At 60.8% G+C, this 19,744-nt stretch carries 18 protein-coding genes; 5 read left to right on the top strand and 13 right to left on the bottom strand.

Features of this window, described 5'->3' with window-relative positions; all coding sequences use genetic code 11:
* Positions 1 to 53: 53 nt before the first annotated feature.
* The 7 genes from BLV61_RS01435 to BLV61_RS01405 form a co-directional block, all read right to left on the bottom strand.
* Positions 54 to 1,031, bottom strand: coding sequence for a 2-hydroxyacid dehydrogenase (locus BLV61_RS01435; RefSeq protein WP_090462018.1), 978 nt, complete (start codon positions 1,029 to 1,031; stop codon positions 54 to 56).
* Positions 1,032 to 1,052: 21 nt separating this feature from the next.
* Positions 1,053 to 2,351 carry an MFS transporter gene (locus tag BLV61_RS01430; protein WP_090462016.1) on the bottom strand — a complete coding sequence of 433 codons (1,299 nt, stop codon included), beginning with the start codon at positions 2,349 to 2,351 and terminating at the stop codon, positions 1,053 to 1,055.
* A 138-nt stretch (positions 2,352 to 2,489) separates the two neighbouring features.
* Positions 2,490 to 3,476 carry a sugar kinase gene (locus BLV61_RS01425; RefSeq protein ID WP_090462014.1) on the bottom strand — a complete coding sequence of 329 codons (987 nt, stop codon included), beginning with the start codon at positions 3,474 to 3,476 and terminating at the stop codon, positions 2,490 to 2,492.
* Positions 3,469 to 4,251: a sugar phosphate isomerase/epimerase family protein gene (locus tag BLV61_RS01420; RefSeq protein WP_090462011.1), complete on the bottom strand. Its 783-nt coding sequence runs from the start codon at positions 4,249 to 4,251 to the stop codon at positions 3,469 to 3,471. Before BLV61_RS01420 ends, BLV61_RS01425 begins: the two co-directional genes overlap by 8 nt.
* A gap of 167 nt (positions 4,252 to 4,418) precedes the next feature.
* Positions 4,419 to 5,444 carry a LacI family DNA-binding transcriptional regulator gene (locus BLV61_RS01415; protein WP_090462009.1) on the bottom strand — a complete coding sequence of 342 codons (1,026 nt, stop codon included), beginning with the start codon at positions 5,442 to 5,444 and terminating at the stop codon, positions 4,419 to 4,421.
* Between the two features lie 132 nt (positions 5,445 to 5,576).
* Entirely contained in the window at positions 5,577 to 6,185 is a 609-nt protein-coding gene (locus tag BLV61_RS01410; RefSeq protein ID WP_047529385.1) for a LysE family translocator, read from the bottom strand.
* Positions 6,186 to 6,237: 52 nt separating this feature from the next.
* Positions 6,238 to 7,077 carry an AraC family transcriptional regulator gene (locus tag BLV61_RS01405; protein ID WP_047529383.1) on the bottom strand — a complete coding sequence of 280 codons (840 nt, stop codon included), beginning with the start codon at positions 7,075 to 7,077 and terminating at the stop codon, positions 6,238 to 6,240.
* Between the two features lie 212 nt (positions 7,078 to 7,289).
* Here BLV61_RS01405 and BLV61_RS01400 point away from each other — a divergent pair, with 212 nt between their 5' ends.
* Positions 7,290 to 8,972, top strand: a complete 1,683-nt coding sequence (locus BLV61_RS01400) for a fibronectin type III domain-containing protein (RefSeq protein WP_167361770.1) — start codon at positions 7,290 to 7,292, stop codon at positions 8,970 to 8,972.
* A 24-nt stretch (positions 8,973 to 8,996) separates the two neighbouring features.
* Here the strand turns inward: BLV61_RS01400 and BLV61_RS01395 are convergent, their stop codons facing one another.
* From BLV61_RS01395 to BLV61_RS01385, 3 genes are all read right to left on the bottom strand, one after another.
* Positions 8,997 to 9,638: a DUF1345 domain-containing protein gene (locus BLV61_RS01395; protein ID WP_090462005.1), complete on the bottom strand. Its 642-nt coding sequence runs from the start codon at positions 9,636 to 9,638 to the stop codon at positions 8,997 to 8,999.
* Positions 9,639 to 9,819: 181 nt separating this feature from the next.
* Positions 9,820 to 12,918, bottom strand: coding sequence for an efflux RND transporter permease subunit (locus BLV61_RS01390; protein WP_090462003.1), 3,099 nt, complete (start codon positions 12,916 to 12,918; stop codon positions 9,820 to 9,822).
* Between the two features lie 15 nt (positions 12,919 to 12,933).
* Positions 12,934 to 14,091, bottom strand: coding sequence for an efflux RND transporter periplasmic adaptor subunit (locus BLV61_RS01385; RefSeq protein ID WP_090462001.1), 1,158 nt, complete (start codon positions 14,089 to 14,091; stop codon positions 12,934 to 12,936).
* 293 nt (positions 14,092 to 14,384) lie between these two features.
* Between BLV61_RS01385 and BLV61_RS01380 the strand changes: the two genes are divergently transcribed.
* The 3 genes from BLV61_RS01380 to BLV61_RS01370 all read left to right on the top strand — a co-directional run bounded on the left by BLV61_RS01380 (position 14,385) and on the right by BLV61_RS01370 (position 16,773).
* Positions 14,385 to 15,086, top strand: a complete 702-nt coding sequence (locus BLV61_RS01380) for a response regulator (protein WP_047529373.1) — start codon at positions 14,385 to 14,387, stop codon at positions 15,084 to 15,086.
* Positions 15,087 to 15,090: 4 nt separating this feature from the next.
* The gene (locus BLV61_RS01375; protein WP_090461998.1) at positions 15,091 to 16,389 is read left to right on the top strand and encodes an ATP-binding protein; all 1,299 of its coding nucleotides are present in this window, start codon (positions 15,091 to 15,093) and stop codon (positions 16,387 to 16,389) included.
* Positions 16,390 to 16,500: 111 nt separating this feature from the next.
* Positions 16,501 to 16,773, top strand: coding sequence for a hypothetical protein (locus BLV61_RS01370; RefSeq protein WP_047529368.1), 273 nt, complete (start codon positions 16,501 to 16,503; stop codon positions 16,771 to 16,773).
* A 52-nt stretch (positions 16,774 to 16,825) separates the two neighbouring features.
* Here BLV61_RS01370 and BLV61_RS01365 read toward each other — a convergent pair whose 3' ends face one another.
* The 3 genes from BLV61_RS01365 to BLV61_RS01355 all read right to left on the bottom strand — a co-directional run bounded on the left by BLV61_RS01365 (position 16,826) and on the right by BLV61_RS01355 (position 18,669).
* On the bottom strand, positions 16,826 to 17,587 hold the full coding sequence (locus BLV61_RS01365; protein ID WP_090461996.1) for an anti-sigma factor family protein: 762 nt from the start codon (positions 17,585 to 17,587) through the stop codon (positions 16,826 to 16,828).
* On the bottom strand, positions 17,584 to 18,069 hold the full coding sequence (locus tag BLV61_RS01360; RefSeq protein ID WP_047529365.1) for an RNA polymerase sigma factor: 486 nt from the start codon (positions 18,067 to 18,069) through the stop codon (positions 17,584 to 17,586). The genes BLV61_RS01365 and BLV61_RS01360 overlap by 4 nt, the downstream gene beginning before the upstream one ends.
* Positions 18,070 to 18,135: 66 nt before the next feature.
* Complete coding sequence (locus tag BLV61_RS01355; protein ID WP_090461994.1) at positions 18,136 to 18,669, bottom strand: tetratricopeptide repeat protein; 534 nt, start codon at positions 18,667 to 18,669, stop codon at positions 18,136 to 18,138.
* Positions 18,670 to 18,929: 260 nt separating this feature from the next.
* On the opposite strand from BLV61_RS01355, the gene BLV61_RS01350 reads away from it, so the two are divergent.
* On the top strand, positions 18,930 to 19,742 hold the full coding sequence (locus BLV61_RS01350) for a crotonase/enoyl-CoA hydratase family protein (RefSeq protein ID WP_090461991.1): 813 nt from the start codon (positions 18,930 to 18,932) through the stop codon (positions 19,740 to 19,742).
* Positions 19,743 to 19,744 lie beyond the last annotated feature (2 nt).

Here is a 19,744-nt window from a genome sequence, read left to right as displayed (position 1 = left end):
GCATTGAAATGCGTTCACTCAATGAGCCGCCAACAGCTGCGATCTTTTGATCTTCAGCCTTTCCAGGCCGCTCCATTCACCAGATTAACCGGCCGCTGACCCGCCAGCGCGGCCAACAGGTTGTCCACCGCACACCGGGCCATCGCCTCCCGGGTTTCATGAGTCGCTGAACCCATGTGCGGTGTGGCCACCACATTGTGCAGTTGCAGTAACGGCGAGTCATGACTCAGCGGCTCGCGCTCGAACACGTCCAGCCCCGCGGCGCGAATCTGCCGTTCGCTCAGGGCCCGGATCAGCGCCGCTTCATCCACGACTTTGCCTCGGGAAATATTGATAAAGATGGTCTTCGGCCCCATCAGCGCGAACTGCCGCGCACCGATCAGCCCTTCGGTTTCGGCGGTCAGCGGCAGCGTCAGGCAGACAAAATCGGCCTGCTGCAGCAATTCGTCGAGGCTGCGGTATTGGGCATTGAACCGCTGTTCGACCGCCGGTTTCGGCGAGTGACTGTGGTAAATCACCGGCATGCCGAAGCCGAAATGCCCGCGCTGGGCCAGGGCTTCGCCGATGCGTCCCATGCCGATGATGCCCAGGGTCTTGCCGTGCACGTCGCTGCCGAAATGCGCAGGGCCGATGTTGCGGGTCCACTGGCCGTCGCGAACCATGTTCGCCAGTTCCACTACGCGCCGGGCGGTGGCCAGGATCAGGGCGAAACCCGTGTCGGCGGTGGTTTCGGTCAGCACATCCGGCGTGTTGCTGAGCAGGATGCGCCGTTCGGTCAGGTAGTCGATGTCGTAGTTGTCGACGCCCACCGAGACACTGGCGATGGCTTCGAGATTCGGCGCCAGGTCGAGCAGTCCGGCATCGAGTTTCAGGCTGGCACCGAGCAAACCCTGGGCACGGGGCAGGGCGTGGCGCAGCTTGGCCAGCCCCTCGGCATCGAGGCTTTCGATCAGGGTCACTTCAGTCTGCTCGTGCAAGCGAGCCATCAGCGACGGTGACAGTTTCTTGTATAGAACGACCTGCTTTTTCATCCGGGTTCTCTCGACATCAATTCATGGGTGAGCGGCGGTGCGACGGGTCAGCGCGACCGTGGGACGTTCCCGGTCGCTGGCGCCGGGCTTGAGGAAAATCGTCAGCACCACCGAGAGCATCAGCGCGCCGCTCATCAGCAGGTACGACGCACCAGGCGAGCCAGTGGAGCTGTTCAGGTAGCCGACCAGGTAGGAACCGCCAAACGAACCCAGCGCGCCCATGCTGTTGATCAGCGCCATGGCGCCGCCGGCGACGTTGGACGGAAGGATTTCCGGGATGATTGCGAAGAAGGGGCCGTAAGGCGCGTACATGCAGGCGCCGGCAATCACCAGCAGCGTGTAGGACCACCAGAAATGTTCGGCGCCCAGGGCGTAGGAACCGTAGAAGGCGATGGACGCAATCAGCAGCGGCGGCCAGACGAAGCGTTTGCGTTTTTGCAGCTTGTCCGAACCCCAGGACACTAGCAGCATGCCGATCACCGCCGCCAGGTAGGGCAGGGCCGAGAGCCAGCCGGCTTCGATCATGTCCATTTGCGCGCCGGCCTTGAGGATCGATGGTAGCCACAGCACGAAGCCGTACACGCCGATGCTCCAGCAGAAAAACTGCAGGGCCAGGATGATCACTTTGCTGGAGCGGAACGCTTCGGCGTAGTTTTTTACGGCTTTGATGCCGACCTGTTCGGCCGCCAGGGCGCTTTCCAGATCGAGTTTTTCCTGGTCGTTGAGCCACTTGGCCTGGGAGGGGCGATCATCGGCCAGACGCCACCAGATAAAGGCCCAGAGCACCGCCGGCAAACCTTCGACGATAAACATCCAGCGCCAGCTGAAATGCTGCACCAGATAGCCCGACACCACCGACATCCACAGCATCGTCACCGGGTTGCCGAGGATCAGGAAGGTATTGGCCCGCGAGCGTTCGGCACGGGTGAACCAGTGGCACAGGTAGATCAGCATCGCCGGCATCACCGCGGCTTCGACAACCCCGAGCATGAAGCGGATGACCACCAGCCAATAAGCGTTGGAGACAATCCCGGTCAAGGTCGCCAGGCCACCCCAGAGGATCAGGCTAACGAAAATCAGTTTCTTCACGCTGTGTTTCTGCGCGTAAATCGCCCCCGGTACCTGGAAGAAAAAGTAACCGAGGAAGAACAGCGCGCCGAGCATCGACGACAGGCCCGGGGTGATCATCAGGTCCGCTGCCATGCCCGAGGCGGCGGCGAACCCGTAGTTGGCGCGATCGAGGTACGCCAGGCTGTAGGTGATGAACACGATGGGCATGATGTACCACCAGCGGCGGGTGGCGAGCGTTGCGGTTTTCATGGTGATGCTCCTGAGCTTGTTGTTTTTGTCGCAGCAGGTAACGGTTTCAAATCTTCAGTGGCTGGGCGGGTTCAGTGGCTGGGCGGGCCTCATCGCGGGCAAGCCCGCTCCCACAGGATCGGTGGTGTTCCTATTTATTTATGTTCGACACAAGTCCCCTGTGGGAGCGGGCTTGCCCGCGAAGGCGGCCTCGAATTCGACGGACATCTCTGCCCGGGTCGGCAACCCTTCCATGTCCCCGCGGCTCTGCACCGCGCGGCTGCCAACCCAGTTGGCACGCTGCACCGCCTCGGCAAAGCTGTAGTTTTCCAGCAGCGCGCTGATCATGCCCACGGCAAAGCCATCACCGGCACCCACGGTGTCGACCACGGTTTGCACCGGCACGCCGGCGACAAAACCAGCATCCAGGTGCGTGCGGTAATAGGCGCCATGCGGCCCCAGTTTGATTGCCACCGCTTCGGCGCCCTGGTCGAGATAGAACGCGGCGATGTCGGCCGGGTCCTCGAAACCGGTCAGCAGGCGACCTTCGCTCAGGCCCGGCAGTACCCAATGGGCAAGGGCGGCGAGGCGGTTGATCTCGCTGATCATCAGTTGCTCGCTGGCCCACAGGCCCGGACGCAGGTTCGGGTCGAACGACACGCTACGGCCGGCATCGCGCATGCGGCTCATCAATTCGAACGACATCTGCCGCGCCGTTTCCGACAGCGCCGGGGGGATGCCGGTGGCGTGCAGGTGCCGGGCAGTGAGCAATTCGGGCACGATCGAATGCGCCGACAAGTGACTGGCCGCCGAGCCACGGCGGAAGTATTCGACCATCGGGTCGCTGCCATCGTCGGTGCGCGATTTGAGTTGAAACCCGGTGGGGTGCGCGGGGTCGATGTCGACGTGGCGGCAATCCAGGCCTTCTTTCTCCAGCGTATCGATCACAAATCGGCCCAGTGAATCGGCGCCGACCCGGCTTAGCCAAGCCACCTTGAAGCCCAATCGGGACAAGCCGATGGCGACGTTGCTGTCGGCGCCGGCAATGCGTTTGTGGAAAGCGCTGACGCTGGCCAGATCGCCGGCCTGTTCGGCGACAAACATCGCCATGGTCTCGCCGAACGACAGAATATCGAACTCAGACATGAACGTTCTCCAGCTGCGATTGGCCGAGTCGGGCGAGGGCGGTGACGTGTTCGTGGGTCAGTTGCATCAGGTCTTCACCTTGCAGTGGATATTCCACCGCCCGCATAACCCCTTGGGCCATGTGCCGCAGCAGGTGTTCCCATTGTTGCAGGTCACTGGCAGTGGGCGGGATCGCCACCTGTTTGCCGTCGGCACGACGCGCCACCGCCTTGCAGTGCACATACCCGACGTGACGTCCGAGCAGGCGTGCGGCGCAGGCGGCCGACTGGTCCTGCCAGTGCCAGTTGCCGATATCGAAGGTCATTTTGATCGGCAGGTGGTGTTGCTCGACTTCCGCGAAAAAGCGCTGGAACGGTTCGATACGACCACCGTGCAAGGTCTGGTCGTTTTCGACCAGTAACTGCACGGAGCTTTCGCCGAGCGCGCGGGCAAGGGCTTGCAGGTCGCAATTATCGGTGAAATAGCCGAGCGACACTTTCAGCCATCTGGCGCCAAACGCCTGGGCGCGCCCCAGGGCGCTGATCAGTTGCGGATTGGGTTTGGACTGCCCGGCCAGCCACAGCTCCATGGGCGAGGAATACACGCTTTGCAGACCTTGGGTCAGGGTCGCCTCGGCCAGTTGGGCAGGGTCTTCGACGGTCAGCAATTCCTCGCGCCATTCAATGTGCGTGGCGCCGGCGGCGGCCAGGACTTCGATGAAGCTGCCCTGACCGCGCTGACGGACCAGATCGGCACCGTAGCTCGACAGGCTGATGGAAACGGCAGGTTTGTTCATTGTTTTTCTACCTCTGAAACCGGTTTCATTTTTGTTCAAAAAAATAGTGATCTTTAGGGCCCCATCGCGGGCAAGCCCGCTCCCACAGCGTTTTGTGTCGTCCACAAATGGTGTGTATCCCAGAGACTCCTGTGGGAGCGGGCTTGCCCGCGATGGGGCCAGAACATTCACCGCAAATTCCCAAGGGTGGACCCTCTAACAATCAATCGCGCCGCAAAATCCAGCGTCCGCACCGGCCCGTCATCCCCGCGCAAACGCTTGAGCAAACACTCAAACGCGCTCGCGCCAATTTCGGTGGTCGGTTGGGCGAGGGCGGTGATGCCGCTGCCCACCAGCGGATACCAATCCAGGTCATCAAGGGCGATGAGCCCCACGTCTTCAAACAGGTTGCACTGCAATTCACGCAGGGCATGGGTGCTGGCCAGCGCCGCGATGCCGTTGGCGCAGAACAGCGCTTTGGGGCCCGCACCGGGGGTGTCGAGAAAGGTTTTGAGTCGTGCGGTCAGATCGCTGCCGGTTTCGACCAGCGTGCCGCGAAGGGCTGGGCGTTGCTCGATGTGCGCCTTGAAGCTGGCGACCCGTTCGACGCGAGAACTGGTGCCGTCAAAAGGTTCGGTCACCAGCAACACATCGCGGTAGCCACGTTCTTCAAGGTGGGCGAGGGCCATCTCGACCGCTGCGGGGTTGTCCAGGCCGACCATGTCGCTTTCCAGGTGCTCGACCTTGCGGTCCACCAGCACCAGGGGCATTTCACGGTGCAATTCCAGCAACTCGTCCCGGTGATGGCCGAGGGTGTTCACGATCAGGCCCTCGATGTTGTACGAGCGAAGCAGGGCCAGGTGCTGGCGTTCCTGCTCGTCGTCGCGGTCGGTGTTGCACACCACCAGGCTGTAGCCATGCTGACGACAGGCGGTTTCCACCCCGTGCATCACGGCGATTGAATAAGGGTTGCGGATATCGGCCACCAGCATGCCGATCAGGCGGGTACGCCCGCGCTTGAGACCACGGGCCATCTGGTTCGGGCGATAACCCAGTTCGGCAATCGCCTGTTCGATGCGCTGGGCAATGGCATCGGAAAGCAAGTCGCGGTCGTCGCCAATGAACCGCGAAACGCTGGCCTTGGAGACCTTGGCGTGTTCGGCCACGTCGAGCATGGTCACGCGGCTGCGCTGGGCGGCGGAGAAATCGTTCACGGTCTGGAACCTTCTTATTGGATTTATTAGGCTGAGCGCATGACGCTGAAACCGGTTTCAGAAGACACCAAAAGCCAATTCGCCGTCAAGCCCCGAATAGCGAATTGTCCTACAACCCACGACGAGTGGTGTTCACGCCAGCACGCTCAACCATGCCGAACCCAGCAGTAATAGCGCCATACCTCGGTTGAAGCGTTGCACTGCCGTCGCCGAACTCAACCAGTGCGAGGAGGCCGCACCGAGCAGCGCCCAGGCACTCAGGCACGGCACCGAAATCACAAAGAACGCCAGGGACAGGCAGAACACATGGACCAGCCGATTTTCGCCAACCCCGGCAAACACACTGACCACCGCCAGCGCCATCATCCAGGTCTTCGGGTTGATCCATTGCAGGCCGGCGGCGCCCCACATTCCGAGACGGGGTTCTTTGGCCTGAGCGCTGATTGCGCCGGCCGGCGCGCGGAAAATCTGCCACGCCAGATAGCTCAGCCACGCCACACCGATCCATTGCATGACGGTTTGCACGACCGGCCAGGCAGTCAACGCAGCCCCGGCCCCGGTACCCACCAACAGCACAAGGCTCGCAGCGCTGACGCAGGCGCCCAGGATGATCGGAATGGCCGCCGCCACGCCGAACCGTGCACTGTTGCTCAGCACCAGAATATTGGTCGGGCCGGGCGTGATCGAGGCGACAAAGGCAAACAGCAAGAAGGGCAGTAACGTCGGAAAAGAGGCGAACATTGCGGGCAAACTCCGGTGAAGATCAGTGAAGTTGATCTTCACAATCGCGGCGTTACCTGTCTGGAAGATTTGAGCAGCGTTTACGGTATAGGGCCGGTGTCAGGCCGTAGGCGCGGACGAACCAGCGACCGAGATGACTCTGATCGGCGAAGCCCAGCGCCATGGCGACCGCTGCCGGTTGTTCGCCCTGGGCGAGCATTCTCCGGGCGTTGGCCAGGCGCAACTGCACAAGATAGGCATGGGGCGCGATGCCATACGCGGCCTTGAAAGCGCGGGTCAGACGGAAACGGTCGACGCCAGTGGCGGTGGCCAGTTGATCGAGGCCGATGTCGTATTGAGCGTTGGCGTGCAGGTACTCTCGCGCCTTTTGCGCAACCAAGGGCAGGCGCGGATCTTCGCCATAGCGGGTGCGCCAGTGCAGATGGCGGGTCAAGCGTTCGAGCAAACCGTCAAGGGCGGTTTGCCGGACGATTTTCAGTTCGCCGCGGTGCAAGGTTTCGAACGCCAGGCTGGTGGCCTGCGCCAGGCGCGCGTCGGTTGCCAGGGTGTTGGTGAAGCCCAATTGGCCGTGGTCGGGCGCTTTCTCGAATACGGCAGCCAGTTCACGCTGCAACCACTGCGGGTCGAGGTACAGCATGCGGTAGGTAAAGCCTTCAGCCGTCGGGGCTTCGCCGTCGTGAATGTCTCCCGGTTCGAGCAAAAACACCTTCCCCGGCGTGCTTTGATGCCTGGCGCGCCGACAATTGAACTGCTGTACGCCTTGCTCGGTGACACCCACCAGATAACTGTCATGCCAGTGCGGATCGTAGGCATGGCCTTCGAAATGCGCGCGCAGGGTCTCGATGCCGGTGTCGGCATCCTGGGACAGATCGATCCAGTTATGAGACGTCATGCTTCACCTGTGGGACGGGTTTTCTGGCTCATTTAACGCTCGTATCGAGGGCGATGGATAGAATGTTTGTGCACTGGATATCCATTGCCTCCCCCACAAGCCGACCGCCTTAGCACAAATGCACGGTCTTGCCACTCACAGTTCTGATAGTGGTGCAGTTGACTCAGATGTTTTTTACTAACGGGACTTCATTTATGCAGGGCTCCCAAAACATGAACCAGTTTGACTCCCCTTCATCCGCCGTCGGCCCTGCAACGGATGAGGTGCAAATTTGTGCTCCGGGTAATTTGAGAGGCACACGAACCGCCCCGACAACTGCCGTGTTGAGTTGGGAGGAGCCCTATTCAACCTGCAAGCGGTGCCCGAATGCCATTGGTTATGAAGTGTTCGGAGAAGGTATTCAAACAAGAAGCGTGACCCAACCGCCTGTTGAATTGACCGGGTTAAACCCAGATACCGAGTACCTGCTTTACGTCAGGGCAATGGCTGCCGGCAATAATGTTTCGCAACTCAGTCCGATGCGGTTTTTAAAATTCAAATTAGTCGCGCCCTCCAGCCCGGGCCCCCTGGATCTGAGCGATTTAACCAGCACCTCTGTAAAAGTGAGCTGGGCCGCGTCCACTGATAATGGTGGGAACATTCGCTATAGGGTTTTTTTGAACGACTTTCTCATCAAGCAGACCGCCCAACCGCATGTCTTGATTACGCACCTGCAAAATCATACTGACTATCGAGTCAAGGTACTGGCAATCAATGCCGCAGGCAGCTCCGAACCCGTTGCCACGGCCTTTAAAACCAGGCTGAGCCCACCGACCAATCTTAAGTTCAGGCACTTTAACGGGATCTGCAGGCTGGCATGGGATCCACTATTCAAAAAACGCCCGGCGCATGAAGTTTCCATTAATGGCAAAAGTTTTACGATTGCCCCTGGTCGCTGGGGCTACAACTTCAGGTTGGCGGATCTTTCTCCTGGGCCTGCTCCGCATCACTTCAAGTTTGCGGTACGCGCCCAACTTGACGGAGACAGCTCTGAAGTGGTGACTCTGGAGGCGACAGTGGCTGACACAATCCCTCCAAGCCAGCCTGGAGCCCCCGTCGTCACTGATGTAACGGAAACCTCCGCAAAAATATCCTGGGAGCCCTCGAGCGATAATGCTGCTGTCACTGACTATCGGATTACCTTGAACGGATTTCTGGTGTTCAATAGTCCGGACACTCAAATGACCTTCAATAGTTTGACCCCGGGTGCCTATCACTATGCTTCCGTGCGCGCCCGTGACAAGGACGGAAACCTCTCCGAACGCAGCCCGATAAGCGTATTCAAAACGGCAGGGCAGGCGCCTGTGCCTAGACCCCATGCACCGACCGTCAGTATAAGCGCACTGAGCTCCAGCTCAGCCAAGTTGGAGTGGGCATTCGCGGAAGGTGATGCGGCTTCGGGGGTAAGGATCGTGAAGGATGACGAGCACCTGAAAGACGTGCTGTTCTTACCAAGCATTCACCTCAATAACTTGATCCCGCACACGGAGTACAAGATCAGCGTCAGTGCGTTTGATATTTACGGACAATTGTCCGAACCCACGGTCATTGTTTATGAACCCCTGGACCTCACCCCGCCCAGCGCTCCGGGAAACCTGCGCAAGATGGGTTCGACCCTTGACTCCGTCACGCTCGCCTGGGATGAATCCACCGATGACATCGGTATTTGTGATTACATTATCTACAATAATCAGCAGTATTTTGATCGCACCCCATTGACCCATTACACTGCCGTTGACTTGCCTTCCGGCGAGTACTTATTTGAGGTGTGTGCGCTGGATCTCAGCGGTAATTACTCCGTCCCTGCGTCGGTAAGGATTGAAATCGAGGGTGAACCCTGGGGCAGCGAGCTCTGAAGACTGCCACTGACCACTATCGCTTTAGCCAAACAACCCAGCGGCGATGTTGATCGAAAACCCGAGAATGGCCGTGTTGAACAGAAAACCGATCAGCGACTGCGCCAGTACGATCTTGCGCAAGTCGCGAGTCGCCACGCCCACATCGGACGTCTGCACCGCCACACCGATGGTGAAGGAGAAGTACAGGAAGTCCCAGTAATTGGGGGTGGTCAAGCCCTCGGCAAACCGCAGCGCCGGCTCTTTGCCTTCCCAGGTGTAATACAGCCGCGCGTAATGCACGCTGAAAATCACCCCGATCAGCAGCCACGAACTGAACACCGTCAACGCGGTGAAACCGTAATGCAGCAGTTTTCGGGTGGTTTCCAGCTCCTTGCTGCCCGCCAGTTCGAAGGTGATGGTCGCCAGGCTGGCAATCGCCGCAATGCACACCACGAACAGCACCAGCCCGGCGTTTTCATCTTCGATGTCGGCAATGCGTTTCACATCCGCGGCTTTGGAATTCACGACGAGCCAGGACATCAGGATCAGGTAAGTCCAGACCCCGGCATTCCAGCCGATGAGTATTTTGGTGATGATCGAATCGGCCGGAACCAGAATGCCCGCCGCGATCCCGCACGTCATGGCGGCGGAGAGGCGAGGGTGGGTGTGGGTGAGGAAGGACATGAGCACTCGATGGGTCAGGGTATTGCCAACACCTTAGCCCAGGTGAGCACAATCTTGAAATCACCAAGATCCCTGTAGGAGCGAGCCTGCTCGCGATGAGGCCATCACATTCAACTACTCGGTTGACTGTCACACCGCTATCGCGAGCAGGCTCGCTCCCACAAGTCATCGACTGTGTTGGTCAGATGATTTTGTGGCGCTTGCTGACCAGCTTCATCACCACCACAAAAAACACCGGCACGAACACCACGGCAAGGGTCGCGGTGATCATCCCGCCAATCACCCCGGTCCCGATGGCCTGCTGGCTCGCCGAGCTGGCCCCGGTGGCAATCGCCAGGGGCACCACGCCGAGGATGAACGCCAGCGAAGTCATGACGATCGGCCGTAATCGCAGGCGCGCCGCTTGCAAGGTGGCGTCGATCAGCTCATGGCCTTCGTCGTACAGGCTCTTGGCGAATTCGATGATCAGGATCGCGTTCTTCGCCGACAGGCCGATGATGGTGATCAGCCCGACCTTGAAGAACACATCGTTGGGCATGCCGCGCAAGGTCACCGCCAGCACCGCGCCAAGCACGCCCAGCGGCACCACCAGCAGCACCGAGGTCGGGATCGACCAGCTCTCGTAGAGCGCCGCCAGGCACAGGAACACGATCAGCAACGACAAACCGAGCAGGATCGGCGCCTGGCTGCCGGAAAGACGTTCCTGCAACGACAACCCGGTCCATTCCTGGCCCAAACCCGCCGGGCCCAACGCGACGAGGCGCTCGATCTCCGCCATGGCTTCACCCGTGCTGTGGCCGGGTTTCGGTTCGCCGGAAATCGCGATCGCCGGGTAGCCGTTGTAGCGGGTCAACTGCGCCGGGCCTTGGGTCCATTTGGCCTGGACGAATGCCGACAGCGGCACCATGTCGCCGGCGTTGTTGCGCACATGAATCTTCAGCACGTCCTCGACCTGACTGCGTTGATCGCCTTCAGCCTGCACCACCACTCGTTGCATCCGCCCCTGATTGGGGAAGTCGTTGATGTAGGTCGAGCCGACGGCGGTGGACAGCACGCTGCCAATGTCGGCAAAGGACACGCCCAGGGCATTCGCCTGTTTACGGTCGACGACCAGTTGCACCTGGGGCGCTTCGGCCAGGGCGCTTTCGCGTACGTTCATCAGGATCGGGCTTTTCTCGGCGGCGGCCAGCAGCTCGGTGCGCGCTTGCATCAGCGTGGCGTGACCGAGGCCACCGCGATCCTGCAGGCGGAATTCGAAACCGCTGGAGGTGCCGAGGCCGTCGACCGGCGGCGGCAGCACCGAGAAGGCCATGGCGTCCTTGATCTCGCTGAGGGCGATGTTGGCGCGGTCGGCGATCGAACTCGCCGAATCGTCGCTGCCTCGATGCGACCAGTCCGTGAGCGTGGAAAACGCCAGCGCGGCATTCTGTCCACTGCCGGAAAAGCTGAAACCGAGAATCACCACGCTGTCACCGATACCGGGTTCGCCGGCATTGTGCGCCTCGATCAGCTCGGCCACTTGCACCGTACGATTCTTGGTGGCGCCTGGCGGTAATTGAATGTCGGTGATGGTGTAGCCCTGATCTTCCACCGGCAAAAACGAGGAGGGCAGGCGCACAAAGCACAGGCCCAGACCTGCCAGCAGCACACCGTAGATCAACAGGTAACGGCCGCTGCGCTTCAACGCATAGGCGACCCAACTCTGATAACGGTCCGTGAGTCGCTCGAAACGGCGGTTGAACCAGCCAAAGAACCCGCCTTTCTCGTGATGCTCACCCTTGGCAATCGGCTTCAACAGCGTCGCGCACAACGCCGGGGTCAAGGTCAGGGCGAGGAACGCCGAGAACAGGATCGAAGTGGCCATCGACAGCGAGAACTGGCGGTAAATCACCCCGACCGAGCCCTGCATGAACGCCATTGGAATGAACACTGCAACCAGCACCAGGGTGATGCCGATGATCGCGCCGGTGATCTGCTTCATCGCCTTGCGCGTCGCTTCCTTGGGCGACAGGCCTTCAGTGGCCATGATTCGCTCGACGTTTTCCACCACCACAATCGCGTCGTCCACCAGAATGCCGATGGCCAGCACCATGCCGAACATGGTCAGCACGTTGATCGAGAAACCCAGCGCCAACATGGTCGCAAAGGTGCCCATCAGCGCCACCGGCACCACCAGCGTCGGGATCAGCGTGTAGCGGATGTTCTGCAGGAACAGGAACATCACCGCGAACACCAGCAGCATCGCCTCGCCCAGGGTGTAGACCACTTTGGTGATGGAGACTTTCACAAAGGGCGACGTGTCGTACGGAATCTTGTATTGCACCCCGGCCGGGAAGTAGCGCGACAGTTCATCCATCTTCGCCCTCACCAGCGTCGCGGTGCTCAGGGCGTTGGCGCCGGGCGACAATTGCACGCCGACGGCGGTCGACGGCTTGCCGTTCAGGCGCGTGGAAAACTGATAGTCCTGGCTGCCGATCTCGACCCTGGCGACATCGCCGATGCGCACGGTGGAGCCATCGGGATTGGCCTTGAGTACGATATCGGCGAATTCCTCAGGCGTAGACAATTGGCCCTTGACCAGAATGGTCGCGGTGATTTCCTGGGTGCCGCGGCTCGGCAAGTCGCCGATGCTGCCCGCCGAGACCTGGGCGTTTTGCGCCACGATGGCGGCATTGACGTCGGCGGGCGTGAGGTTGAAACCGAGCAGTTTCTGCGGGTCGATCCAGATGCGCATCGCCCTTTCGGCACCATACAGCTGCGCCTTGCCGACGCCGTCCAGACGCTTGATCTCGTTCATCACGTTGCGCGCCAGGTAATCGCTGAGCGCCACATCGTCGAGCTTGCCGTCACTGGAGGTCAGGGTGATCAACAGCAGGAAGCCGGCAGAGACTTTCTCCACCTGCAAGCCTTGCTGGGTCACCGCTTGTGGCAGGCGCGATTCCACGACCTTCAAGCGGTTCTGCACATCCACCTGGGCCATTTCCGGATCGGTGCCGGGCTGGAACGTCGCCTTGATCGTGGCACTGCCCAGACTGCTTTGGGATTCGAAATACAGCAGGTGGTCCGCGCCATTGAGTTCTTCCTCTATCAGGCTGACCACGCTTTCGTCCACGGTCTGTGCCGAAGCGCCGGGGTACACGGCATAGATTTCGATCTGCGGCGGCGCGACGTCGGGGTACTGCGCCACCGGCAACTGAGGGATGGCCAGGGCACCGGCCAGCAGGATGAACAACGCGACCACCCAGGCAAACACCGGGCGGTCGATAAAGAACTGCGGCATAAACAAGCGTCCTGCTTACTGGCCAGAAACCTGGGCGAGTGGAAGAGGGGTGTCGTCGATCTGCACTTTTTCGCCGGGGCGGGCGTGTTGCAGGCCTTCGACGACGATGCGGTCGCCGGGTTTTAGGCCGCCGGTGACGACCCAGCGATCGTTCTGCACTGGGCCCAGTTCGACCGGTTGCTGGCCCACCCGCTGTTGGTCGTCGAGCAGCAGCACCTGCGCCACCCCGGCGCTGTCACGCTGGATCGCCCGCTGCGGCACGCTGATGCCTTGCTGATTGACCGCTTGTTCCAGGCGCACCCGTACGAAACTGCCCGGCAGCAAGTCGAGGTCCGGGTTGGGGAATTCGCTGCGCAGGATGATCTGCCCGGTGCCTGGATCGACCGTGATATCGGTGAACAGCAGCTTGCCCGGCAACGGGTACAGGCTGCCGTCGTCCTGGATCAGTGTGGCCTTGGCCTGTCCTTGACCCACTTCCTTCAACTGACCGGTACGGAATGCCCGGCGCAGGTCATTGAGTTCGCGGGTCGACTGGGTGAGGTCGGCGTGGATCGGGTTCAGTTGCTGGATCAGTGCCAGCGGCGTGGTTTCGCTCTGCCCCACCAGCGCGCCTTCGGTGACCAGGGCACGACCGATGCGCCCGGAAATCGGCGCGGTGACGGTGGCGTAACCCAGGTTGAGGCTTGCCCGGTCGACCGCCGCCTTGTTGGCCGCGACATCGGCCGCCGTTTGCCGAACGGCGGCGCGCGCATTGTCGTAGTCCTGACCACTGATGGCCTTGTCGTCGATCAACTGGGCGTAGCGCTGCTCTTGCAGTCTGGCTTGATACGCATTGGCCTCCGCCTTGCGCAACGCCGCCTCGGCGCTTTCCAGATCGGCCTTGAACGGGGCCGGGTCGATGCGAAACAGCACATCGCCTTTTTTCACGTCGCTGCCTTCGCGGAAGGTCCGTTGCAACACCACGCCGGCCACCCGCGCTCGCACTTCGGCGATGCGTGGCGCCACGATCCGCCCGCTCAGCTCGCTGCTGATCGACAGCGGCCGCGCTTCGATGGTTTCGATGCGAACGGTGGCCAACGGCGCCTGTTCTTCGGCGTTGGAGGACTTCTCGCACGCGCTGAGTGTCAACGCCAACGTTACAAGACTGAGCCGGGCAAGCAGATGTTTAGACATGAATGACCCCAATAATGACCCCCAGCATCCTACTGGGCGGCGGGGAGGGTAGCGGTGAAGCTTTGTAGGCGCTGTGTGAAATTGTGTAAGGGTTTTACTCAGGTGTGGGCGGGGGCGTATATCCTGCAAGTCTTGAATTTTATTGCGACTGTGAGGCCGCCTTCGCGGGCAAGCCCGCTCCCACAGTGGTCGGTGGTGTTCACATCATCTGTGTTCACATCAGATCCCTGTGGGAGCGGGCTTGCCCGCGAAGAGGCCGGAACAGGCGCCACAGCACTTTCTGGAACACCCCCATGCCCAACATCCTCCTGGTCGAAGACGACACCGCACTCGCCGAGCTGATTGCCAGCTACCTGGAACGCAACGGCTACTCCGTCAGCGTGATCAGTCGCGGTGATCATGTGCGCGAACGGGCGCGGCTCAATCCGCCGGACCTGGTGATCCTCGACCTGATGCTGCCGGGGCTCGACGGCCTGCAAGTGTGCCGACTGTTGCGCGCCGATTCGGCGAGCCTGCCGATCCTGATGCTCACCGCCCGCGACGACAGCCACGATCAGGTGCTGGGCCTGGAAATGGGCGCTGACGACTACGTCACCAAACCCTGCGAGCCTCGCGTATTGCTGGCCCGGGTACGTACCTTGCTGCGGCGCAGCAGCCTCAGCGAACCACAGACCGCCAACGACCGGATCCTGATGGGCAACCTGTGCATCGACCTGTCCGAGCGCACCGTGACCTGGCGCGAACAATTGGTCGAACTGTCCAGCGGCGAATACAACCTGCTGGTGGTGCTGGCCCGGCATGCCGGCGAAGTATTGAGCCGCGACCAGATTCTGCAACGGCTGCGCGGCATCGAGTTCAACGGCACCGACCGTTCGGTGGACGTGGCGATCTCCAAGCTGCGACGCAAGTTTGACGACCACGCTGGCGAAGCGCGCAAGATCAAGACCGTGTGGGGCAAGGGCTATCTGTTCAGCCGTTCCGAGTGGGAATGCTGAGCCGATGTTCAGAATCCTCTTTCGCCTTTACCTGGTGACCATTGTCTCGTTCAGCGCCGCCATTTATCTGGTGCCGGACCTGGTGATCAAGGTCTTCCAGGAGCGCTTTATCAGCTACAACCTCGATTATTCCCGAGGGCTGCAAACCCTTATGGTCAAGCAGTTCAAAGCGGTTCCGGTCGATCGGTGGCCAGCCCTGGCGGCCGAAATGGACGAGGACTTCCGACCGCTGCACATCGTACTCAGCGCGATCGACGATCCCGGTTTGTCCCTCGACGAGCAGCAACGTTTGCAGCGCGGTGAAAACGTGGTGCGTGTCGGCGACTGGGGTTGGCGCACCCTGGCGGTGGCGCCGCTGAATGAGCGCACCGTGGTGCAAATGGTGGTGCCGCCGGACCCGCTGGACGTCAACCTGCTGTACTGGAGCATCAACGTGCTGATCGGCGCGACCATGCTCGCGTGCCTGTTGCTGTGGCTGCGTCCGCACTGGCGTGACCTGGAGCGCCTGAAACGTGCGGCAGAACGCTTCGGCAAGGGCCACTTGAGCGAGCGCACGCAGATTGCGGCCAGTTCCAACATCGGCAGTCTGGCGAACGTCTTCGACACCATGGCCGGCGATATCGAAAACCTGCTGAATCAGCAGCGAGACCTGCTCAACGCGGTGTCCCACGAATTGCGCACGCCGTTGACGCGACTGGATTTCGGCCTGGCCCTGGCCCTGTCCGACGACCTGCCGGCCACCAGCCGCGAACGTCTGCAAGGGCTGGTCGACCACATCCGTGAACTCGATGAATTGGTGCTGGAACTGCTGTCCTACAGCCGCTTGCAGAATCCGGCGCGGGTGCCGGAGCAGGTCCAGGTGTCGCTGGATGAATTCATCGACAGCATTCTGGGCAGTGTCGATGAAGAGCAATCACCGGACATCGTTATCGACGTGCTGCTCCATGGGCAGCTCGAACGCTTCAGCCTCGACCCGCGCCTGACCGCCCGCGCCCTGCAAAATCTGCTGCGCAACGCCATGCGCTACTGTGAAAAACGCATTCAGATTGGCGTGCAGGTGTGTCCAAAAGGCTGTGAGATCTGGGTCGACGATGACGGCATCGGCATTCCGGATGATCAGCGTGAACGGATTTTCGAGCCGTTCTATCGGCTCGATCGCAGTCGTGATCGCGCCACGGGCGGGTTTGGCCTGGGGCTGGCGATCAGTCGTCGGGCACTGGAGGCGCAGGGCGGTACCTTGACGGTCGAAGCATCGCCGCTGAGCGGGGCGCGATTCCGCTTGTGGTTGCCGACGCCGGCGTGACACGACAGCCGAACTGTCATTCCTGACAGTAGTCACCCACGCGAATTCGGCGTTTCATTGAAAACACGCAGTCAAGCTGTCGCGCCACCCACGTATGACCGGAGGCGAGTGATGGGAACACCCACAATAAAAACAACGGGCAACGGTACGATCAACGCCATCAGGCACGTCTGGATCGATTCGACACCGACCCGGTTCGCGATGATCCTGCCGGATGACGGCCATTCCAGACTGGCCGTGCGCATAAGCCCCCATCTTACGGTCGATGGCCGCGACTGTTTTCAAGTGGGCGACAAGGTCAAATACACCGTGCTGACGGGGCCGACGGGAGAGTTCCCAAGGGTGCAGGACCTGGCGAAGTCCGCCGACACCAACACGGTCTGACAGGCCGCCGCCCTGTGGCGAGCTCGCTCCCTCGCCACAGAGATCCGTGCAGTCAGGCGCTTAATCGGCTGCGTAGCGTCGTGGCCATCGCCTCAAGTTCTGCCGCCGGGTTATGCCCGATCAGCATCCAGGCGTGGTGCATGTCCGACCAATAGACAATGTTCAACCCGTGCCGACGTTCCCGGGCGACCTGTCGGCTGCCACTGCTGGAAAGGGTGATGCACAGCGCAAGCGGGCCATGGACCGGGTCCAGGTAGGTGATCTGGGCGATCGGCACGTCATCGTATTCAAGGATTTGCGCGCGCTTGAGTTCAATCCTGGGCAAGCTCAACTGCGCGGGTGCGAGCTTGAGGCCCAGATGTTCATCAAGGGTCTGCAACTGCGCGCGCTGAGTGGTTTCATCGCTGGGTAGATGGTCCAGGGTCTGCGGCACGTAGAGCGCCATATAGTCGGCCACCAGCCCACGCCAGTTGCTGGTTTGCTGACTTTCCTGCCAGCCCAGGAACAGGCGATCCGCCAGCACGCCACCGGCCAACAGCCCGGCCGCTGCCGCCAGGAACCAGCGACGGCTGAGCGGTGGACGGGCCGGCGAGGGCAAGGTGTCGAGCATCGCTTGCAGGCGATCCACGGGGGCCTGCCGATTCAATTGATTGAACGCTTCCTTGAACGGCAGGCTGCTGCGATCCAGCCATTGCAGGCGCAGGCCGATCATCGGGTCTTCGGCAATGGCCGCGTCGATGCGTGCCCGCTGTTCGGTATCGAGCTGGTCATCCAGGTACGCCACCAGTTGCTCATCCGAGAGTTTCGCGTTCATCGACGTTCTCCGCTGGAAGGGTTCGGCACGGATTGCAACGGCGGGTATTCGGCGAGTTTCACCCGGGCCGCTGCCAGGCGACTCATGACCGTGCCGATGGGGACTTGCAACACTTCGGCGACCTCGCGATAGGACAGACCCTCGACATAGGCCAGAAACACCGTTTCCCGTTGTGCCTCGGGCAGCGCATCGACACGGCGAATGACCTGCGACGCCAGCACATGGGTCTGCGCCACGTGCTCTCCGTCAAACGACAAGGCAGTGTCGGTATCGACTGTCCCTTGCCCCTGACGCACCCGCCGCGCGCGTACTTCGTTGATCCAGATCGAATGCAGGATGCTCATCAGCCAGCGGTCCATCCGCGTCCCCGGTTCGTATTGCCCGGCCCGTTCCAGTGCGCGCACGCACGTGGCCTGCACCAGGTCTTCGGCGACATGCCGTTGTCGGGACAGCAGCAGGCCGTAGCGCCACAATCGCGCCAGGTGCTGGCTCAGCTCTGCCCGTATTGCCTGATTGCTGGCGATGGCGACCTCCGTCCGTTCAGGGAGTCAGGTTTTCGATGAATCGTTGATGGCTTCGGCCAGGTCCCGGTATTCCTCGCAGGCGCTGTTGCCGCAAATCGATTTGATCTGTTGCAACTGTTCCTGGGCCAGGTCCAGCCGGCCTTTGACCACATAGGCTTCGCCGAGGTACTCGCGGACCTTCGCGTACTGCGGGTCGAGTTTGACCGATTGCAGGTAGTAACCGATGCCTTCGTCGGTGCGCCCCAGTTTACGCGTGGCGTAGCCGCGATAGTTTAACGCCTTGGCGGTGTTGGGGTCTTTGAGCGTATCCAGCAATGCCAGCGCTTCTTCGTAGCGATTGTCCTTGGCCAATTGGTAAGCGTAATCGGTGCGGTCGGCGTCAGACAGCGCTTTACTGGTTTGCAGGACGCATTTTTGCGTTTTTTTATCTAAAACCTGGCCTCGAGGGCATTCGGGCTTGGCGGGGGAGTCGTCATCGCCGTGGGCCAGCGCCAGGGAACTGGTGAGCGCGGTGGCAATCAACAGCGGTGCGATGAACACTGAAAAACGGCTATTCATGGACAATGCTCCACAGGAATCAGGGTCGGGACATCGAACAGGCCGAATACGTCGAATTGCTCTGCCAGTGCCCGTCACAAGGTAAACACTGCAGGGTGAACAATTATTCATTCCGTTGCGGGGTTCTTTGCAAGAAAGGCTCACATCGAGGGGTTATGTCCGCATGCGGTCCCGCTTTTGGCCGAACCGCTGCCTTACTGCCCACCGCACTGCCTTGTTATAGTTCGAGCCTCTTTTTGGCCCGTTAAAGGATCACTGGCATGTCCCAATACACAGCATTCAACGTCGAACTGGTCGATAAAATCGCCCATGTGCAGATCAACCGCCCGGAAAAGATCAACTCGATGAATGCTGCGTTCTGGAGCGAAATCGTCGAGATCTTCCAGTGGATCGACGACACCGACGAGGTGCGAGTGGTGGTCCTCAGTGGCGCCGGCAAGCATTTTTCCTCGGGCATCGACCTGATGATGCTGGCGGGCGTAGCCAATGAACTGGGCAAGGATGTCGGCCGCAACGCGCGCCTGTTGCGGCGCAAGATTCTCAATCTGCAAGCGTCGTTCAATGCCGTCGACAACTGCCGCAAACCGGTACTGGCCGCCATTCAAGGCTACTGCCTGGGCGGTGCCATTGACCTGATCGCTGCTTGCGACATGCGCTACGCCGCCGAAGATGCCCAGTTCTCGATCAAGGAAATCGACATCGGCATGGCCGCTGACGTCGGCACGCTGCAACGCTTGCCGCGGATCATCGGTGACGGCATGCTGCGCGAACTGGCTTACACTGGTCGCACCTTTGGTGCCGAAGAGGCGCGGGGCATGGGCCTGGTCAATCGTGTTTACAGCGACAACGCCAGCCTGCTTGATGGCGTGATGGGCATTGCCCGCGAGATTGCCAGCAAGTCGCCGATTGCCGTTACCGGCACCAAGGAAATGATCAGCTACATGCGCGATCACCGCATCGATGATGGCCTGGAATACGTCGCCACCTGGAACGCCGCCATGTTGCAATCCACTGACTTGCGCGTGGCCATGGCCGCCCATTTGAGCAAACAGAAACCCGAATTTCTGGATTGATT

Source organism: Pseudomonas mohnii, assembly GCF_900105115.1.
GTDB classification, from domain to species: Bacteria; Pseudomonadota; Gammaproteobacteria; order Pseudomonadales; family Pseudomonadaceae; genus Aquipseudomonas; species Aquipseudomonas mohnii.
This window is presented reverse-complemented; position numbering and strand designations above follow the sequence as displayed.

Excerpts from the sequence above, each read along its gene's own strand:
- BLV61_RS01435 (WP_090462018.1), bottom strand. The coding sequence starts at position 1,031 with ATGAAAAAGCAGGTCGTTCTATACAAGAAACTGTCACCGTCGCTGATG.
- BLV61_RS01430 (WP_090462016.1), bottom strand. The coding sequence starts at position 2,351 with ATGAAAACCGCAACGCTCGCCACCCGCCGCTGGTGGTACATCATGCCC.
- BLV61_RS01425 (WP_090462014.1), bottom strand. The coding sequence starts at position 3,476 with ATGTCTGAGTTCGATATTCTGTCGTTCGGCGAGACCATGGCGATGTTT.
- BLV61_RS01420 (WP_090462011.1), bottom strand. The coding sequence starts at position 4,251 with ATGAACAAACCTGCCGTTTCCATCAGCCTGTCGAGCTACGGTGCCGAT.
- BLV61_RS01410 (WP_047529385.1), bottom strand. The coding sequence starts at position 6,185 with ATGTTCGCCTCTTTTCCGACGTTACTGCCCTTCTTGCTGTTTGCCTTT.
- BLV61_RS01405 (WP_047529383.1), bottom strand. The coding sequence starts at position 7,077 with ATGACGTCTCATAACTGGATCGATCTGTCCCAGGATGCCGACACCGGC.
- BLV61_RS01400 (WP_167361770.1), top strand. The coding sequence starts at position 7,290 with ATGAACCAGTTTGACTCCCCTTCATCCGCCGTCGGCCCTGCAACGGAT.
- BLV61_RS01395 (WP_090462005.1), bottom strand. The coding sequence starts at position 9,638 with ATGTCCTTCCTCACCCACACCCACCCTCGCCTCTCCGCCGCCATGACG.
- BLV61_RS01390 (WP_090462003.1), bottom strand. The coding sequence starts at position 12,918 with ATGCCGCAGTTCTTTATCGACCGCCCGGTGTTTGCCTGGGTGGTCGCG.
- BLV61_RS01385 (WP_090462001.1), bottom strand. The coding sequence starts at position 14,091 with ATGTCTAAACATCTGCTTGCCCGGCTCAGTCTTGTAACGTTGGCGTTG.
- BLV61_RS01380 (WP_047529373.1), top strand. The coding sequence starts at position 14,385 with ATGCCCAACATCCTCCTGGTCGAAGACGACACCGCACTCGCCGAGCTG.
- BLV61_RS01375 (WP_090461998.1), top strand. The coding sequence starts at position 15,091 with ATGTTCAGAATCCTCTTTCGCCTTTACCTGGTGACCATTGTCTCGTTC.
- BLV61_RS01370 (WP_047529368.1), top strand. The coding sequence starts at position 16,501 with ATGGGAACACCCACAATAAAAACAACGGGCAACGGTACGATCAACGCC.
- BLV61_RS01365 (WP_090461996.1), bottom strand. The coding sequence starts at position 17,587 with ATGAACGCGAAACTCTCGGATGAGCAACTGGTGGCGTACCTGGATGAC.
- BLV61_RS01355 (WP_090461994.1), bottom strand. The coding sequence starts at position 18,669 with ATGAATAGCCGTTTTTCAGTGTTCATCGCACCGCTGTTGATTGCCACC.
- BLV61_RS01350 (WP_090461991.1), top strand. The coding sequence starts at position 18,930 with ATGTCCCAATACACAGCATTCAACGTCGAACTGGTCGATAAAATCGCC.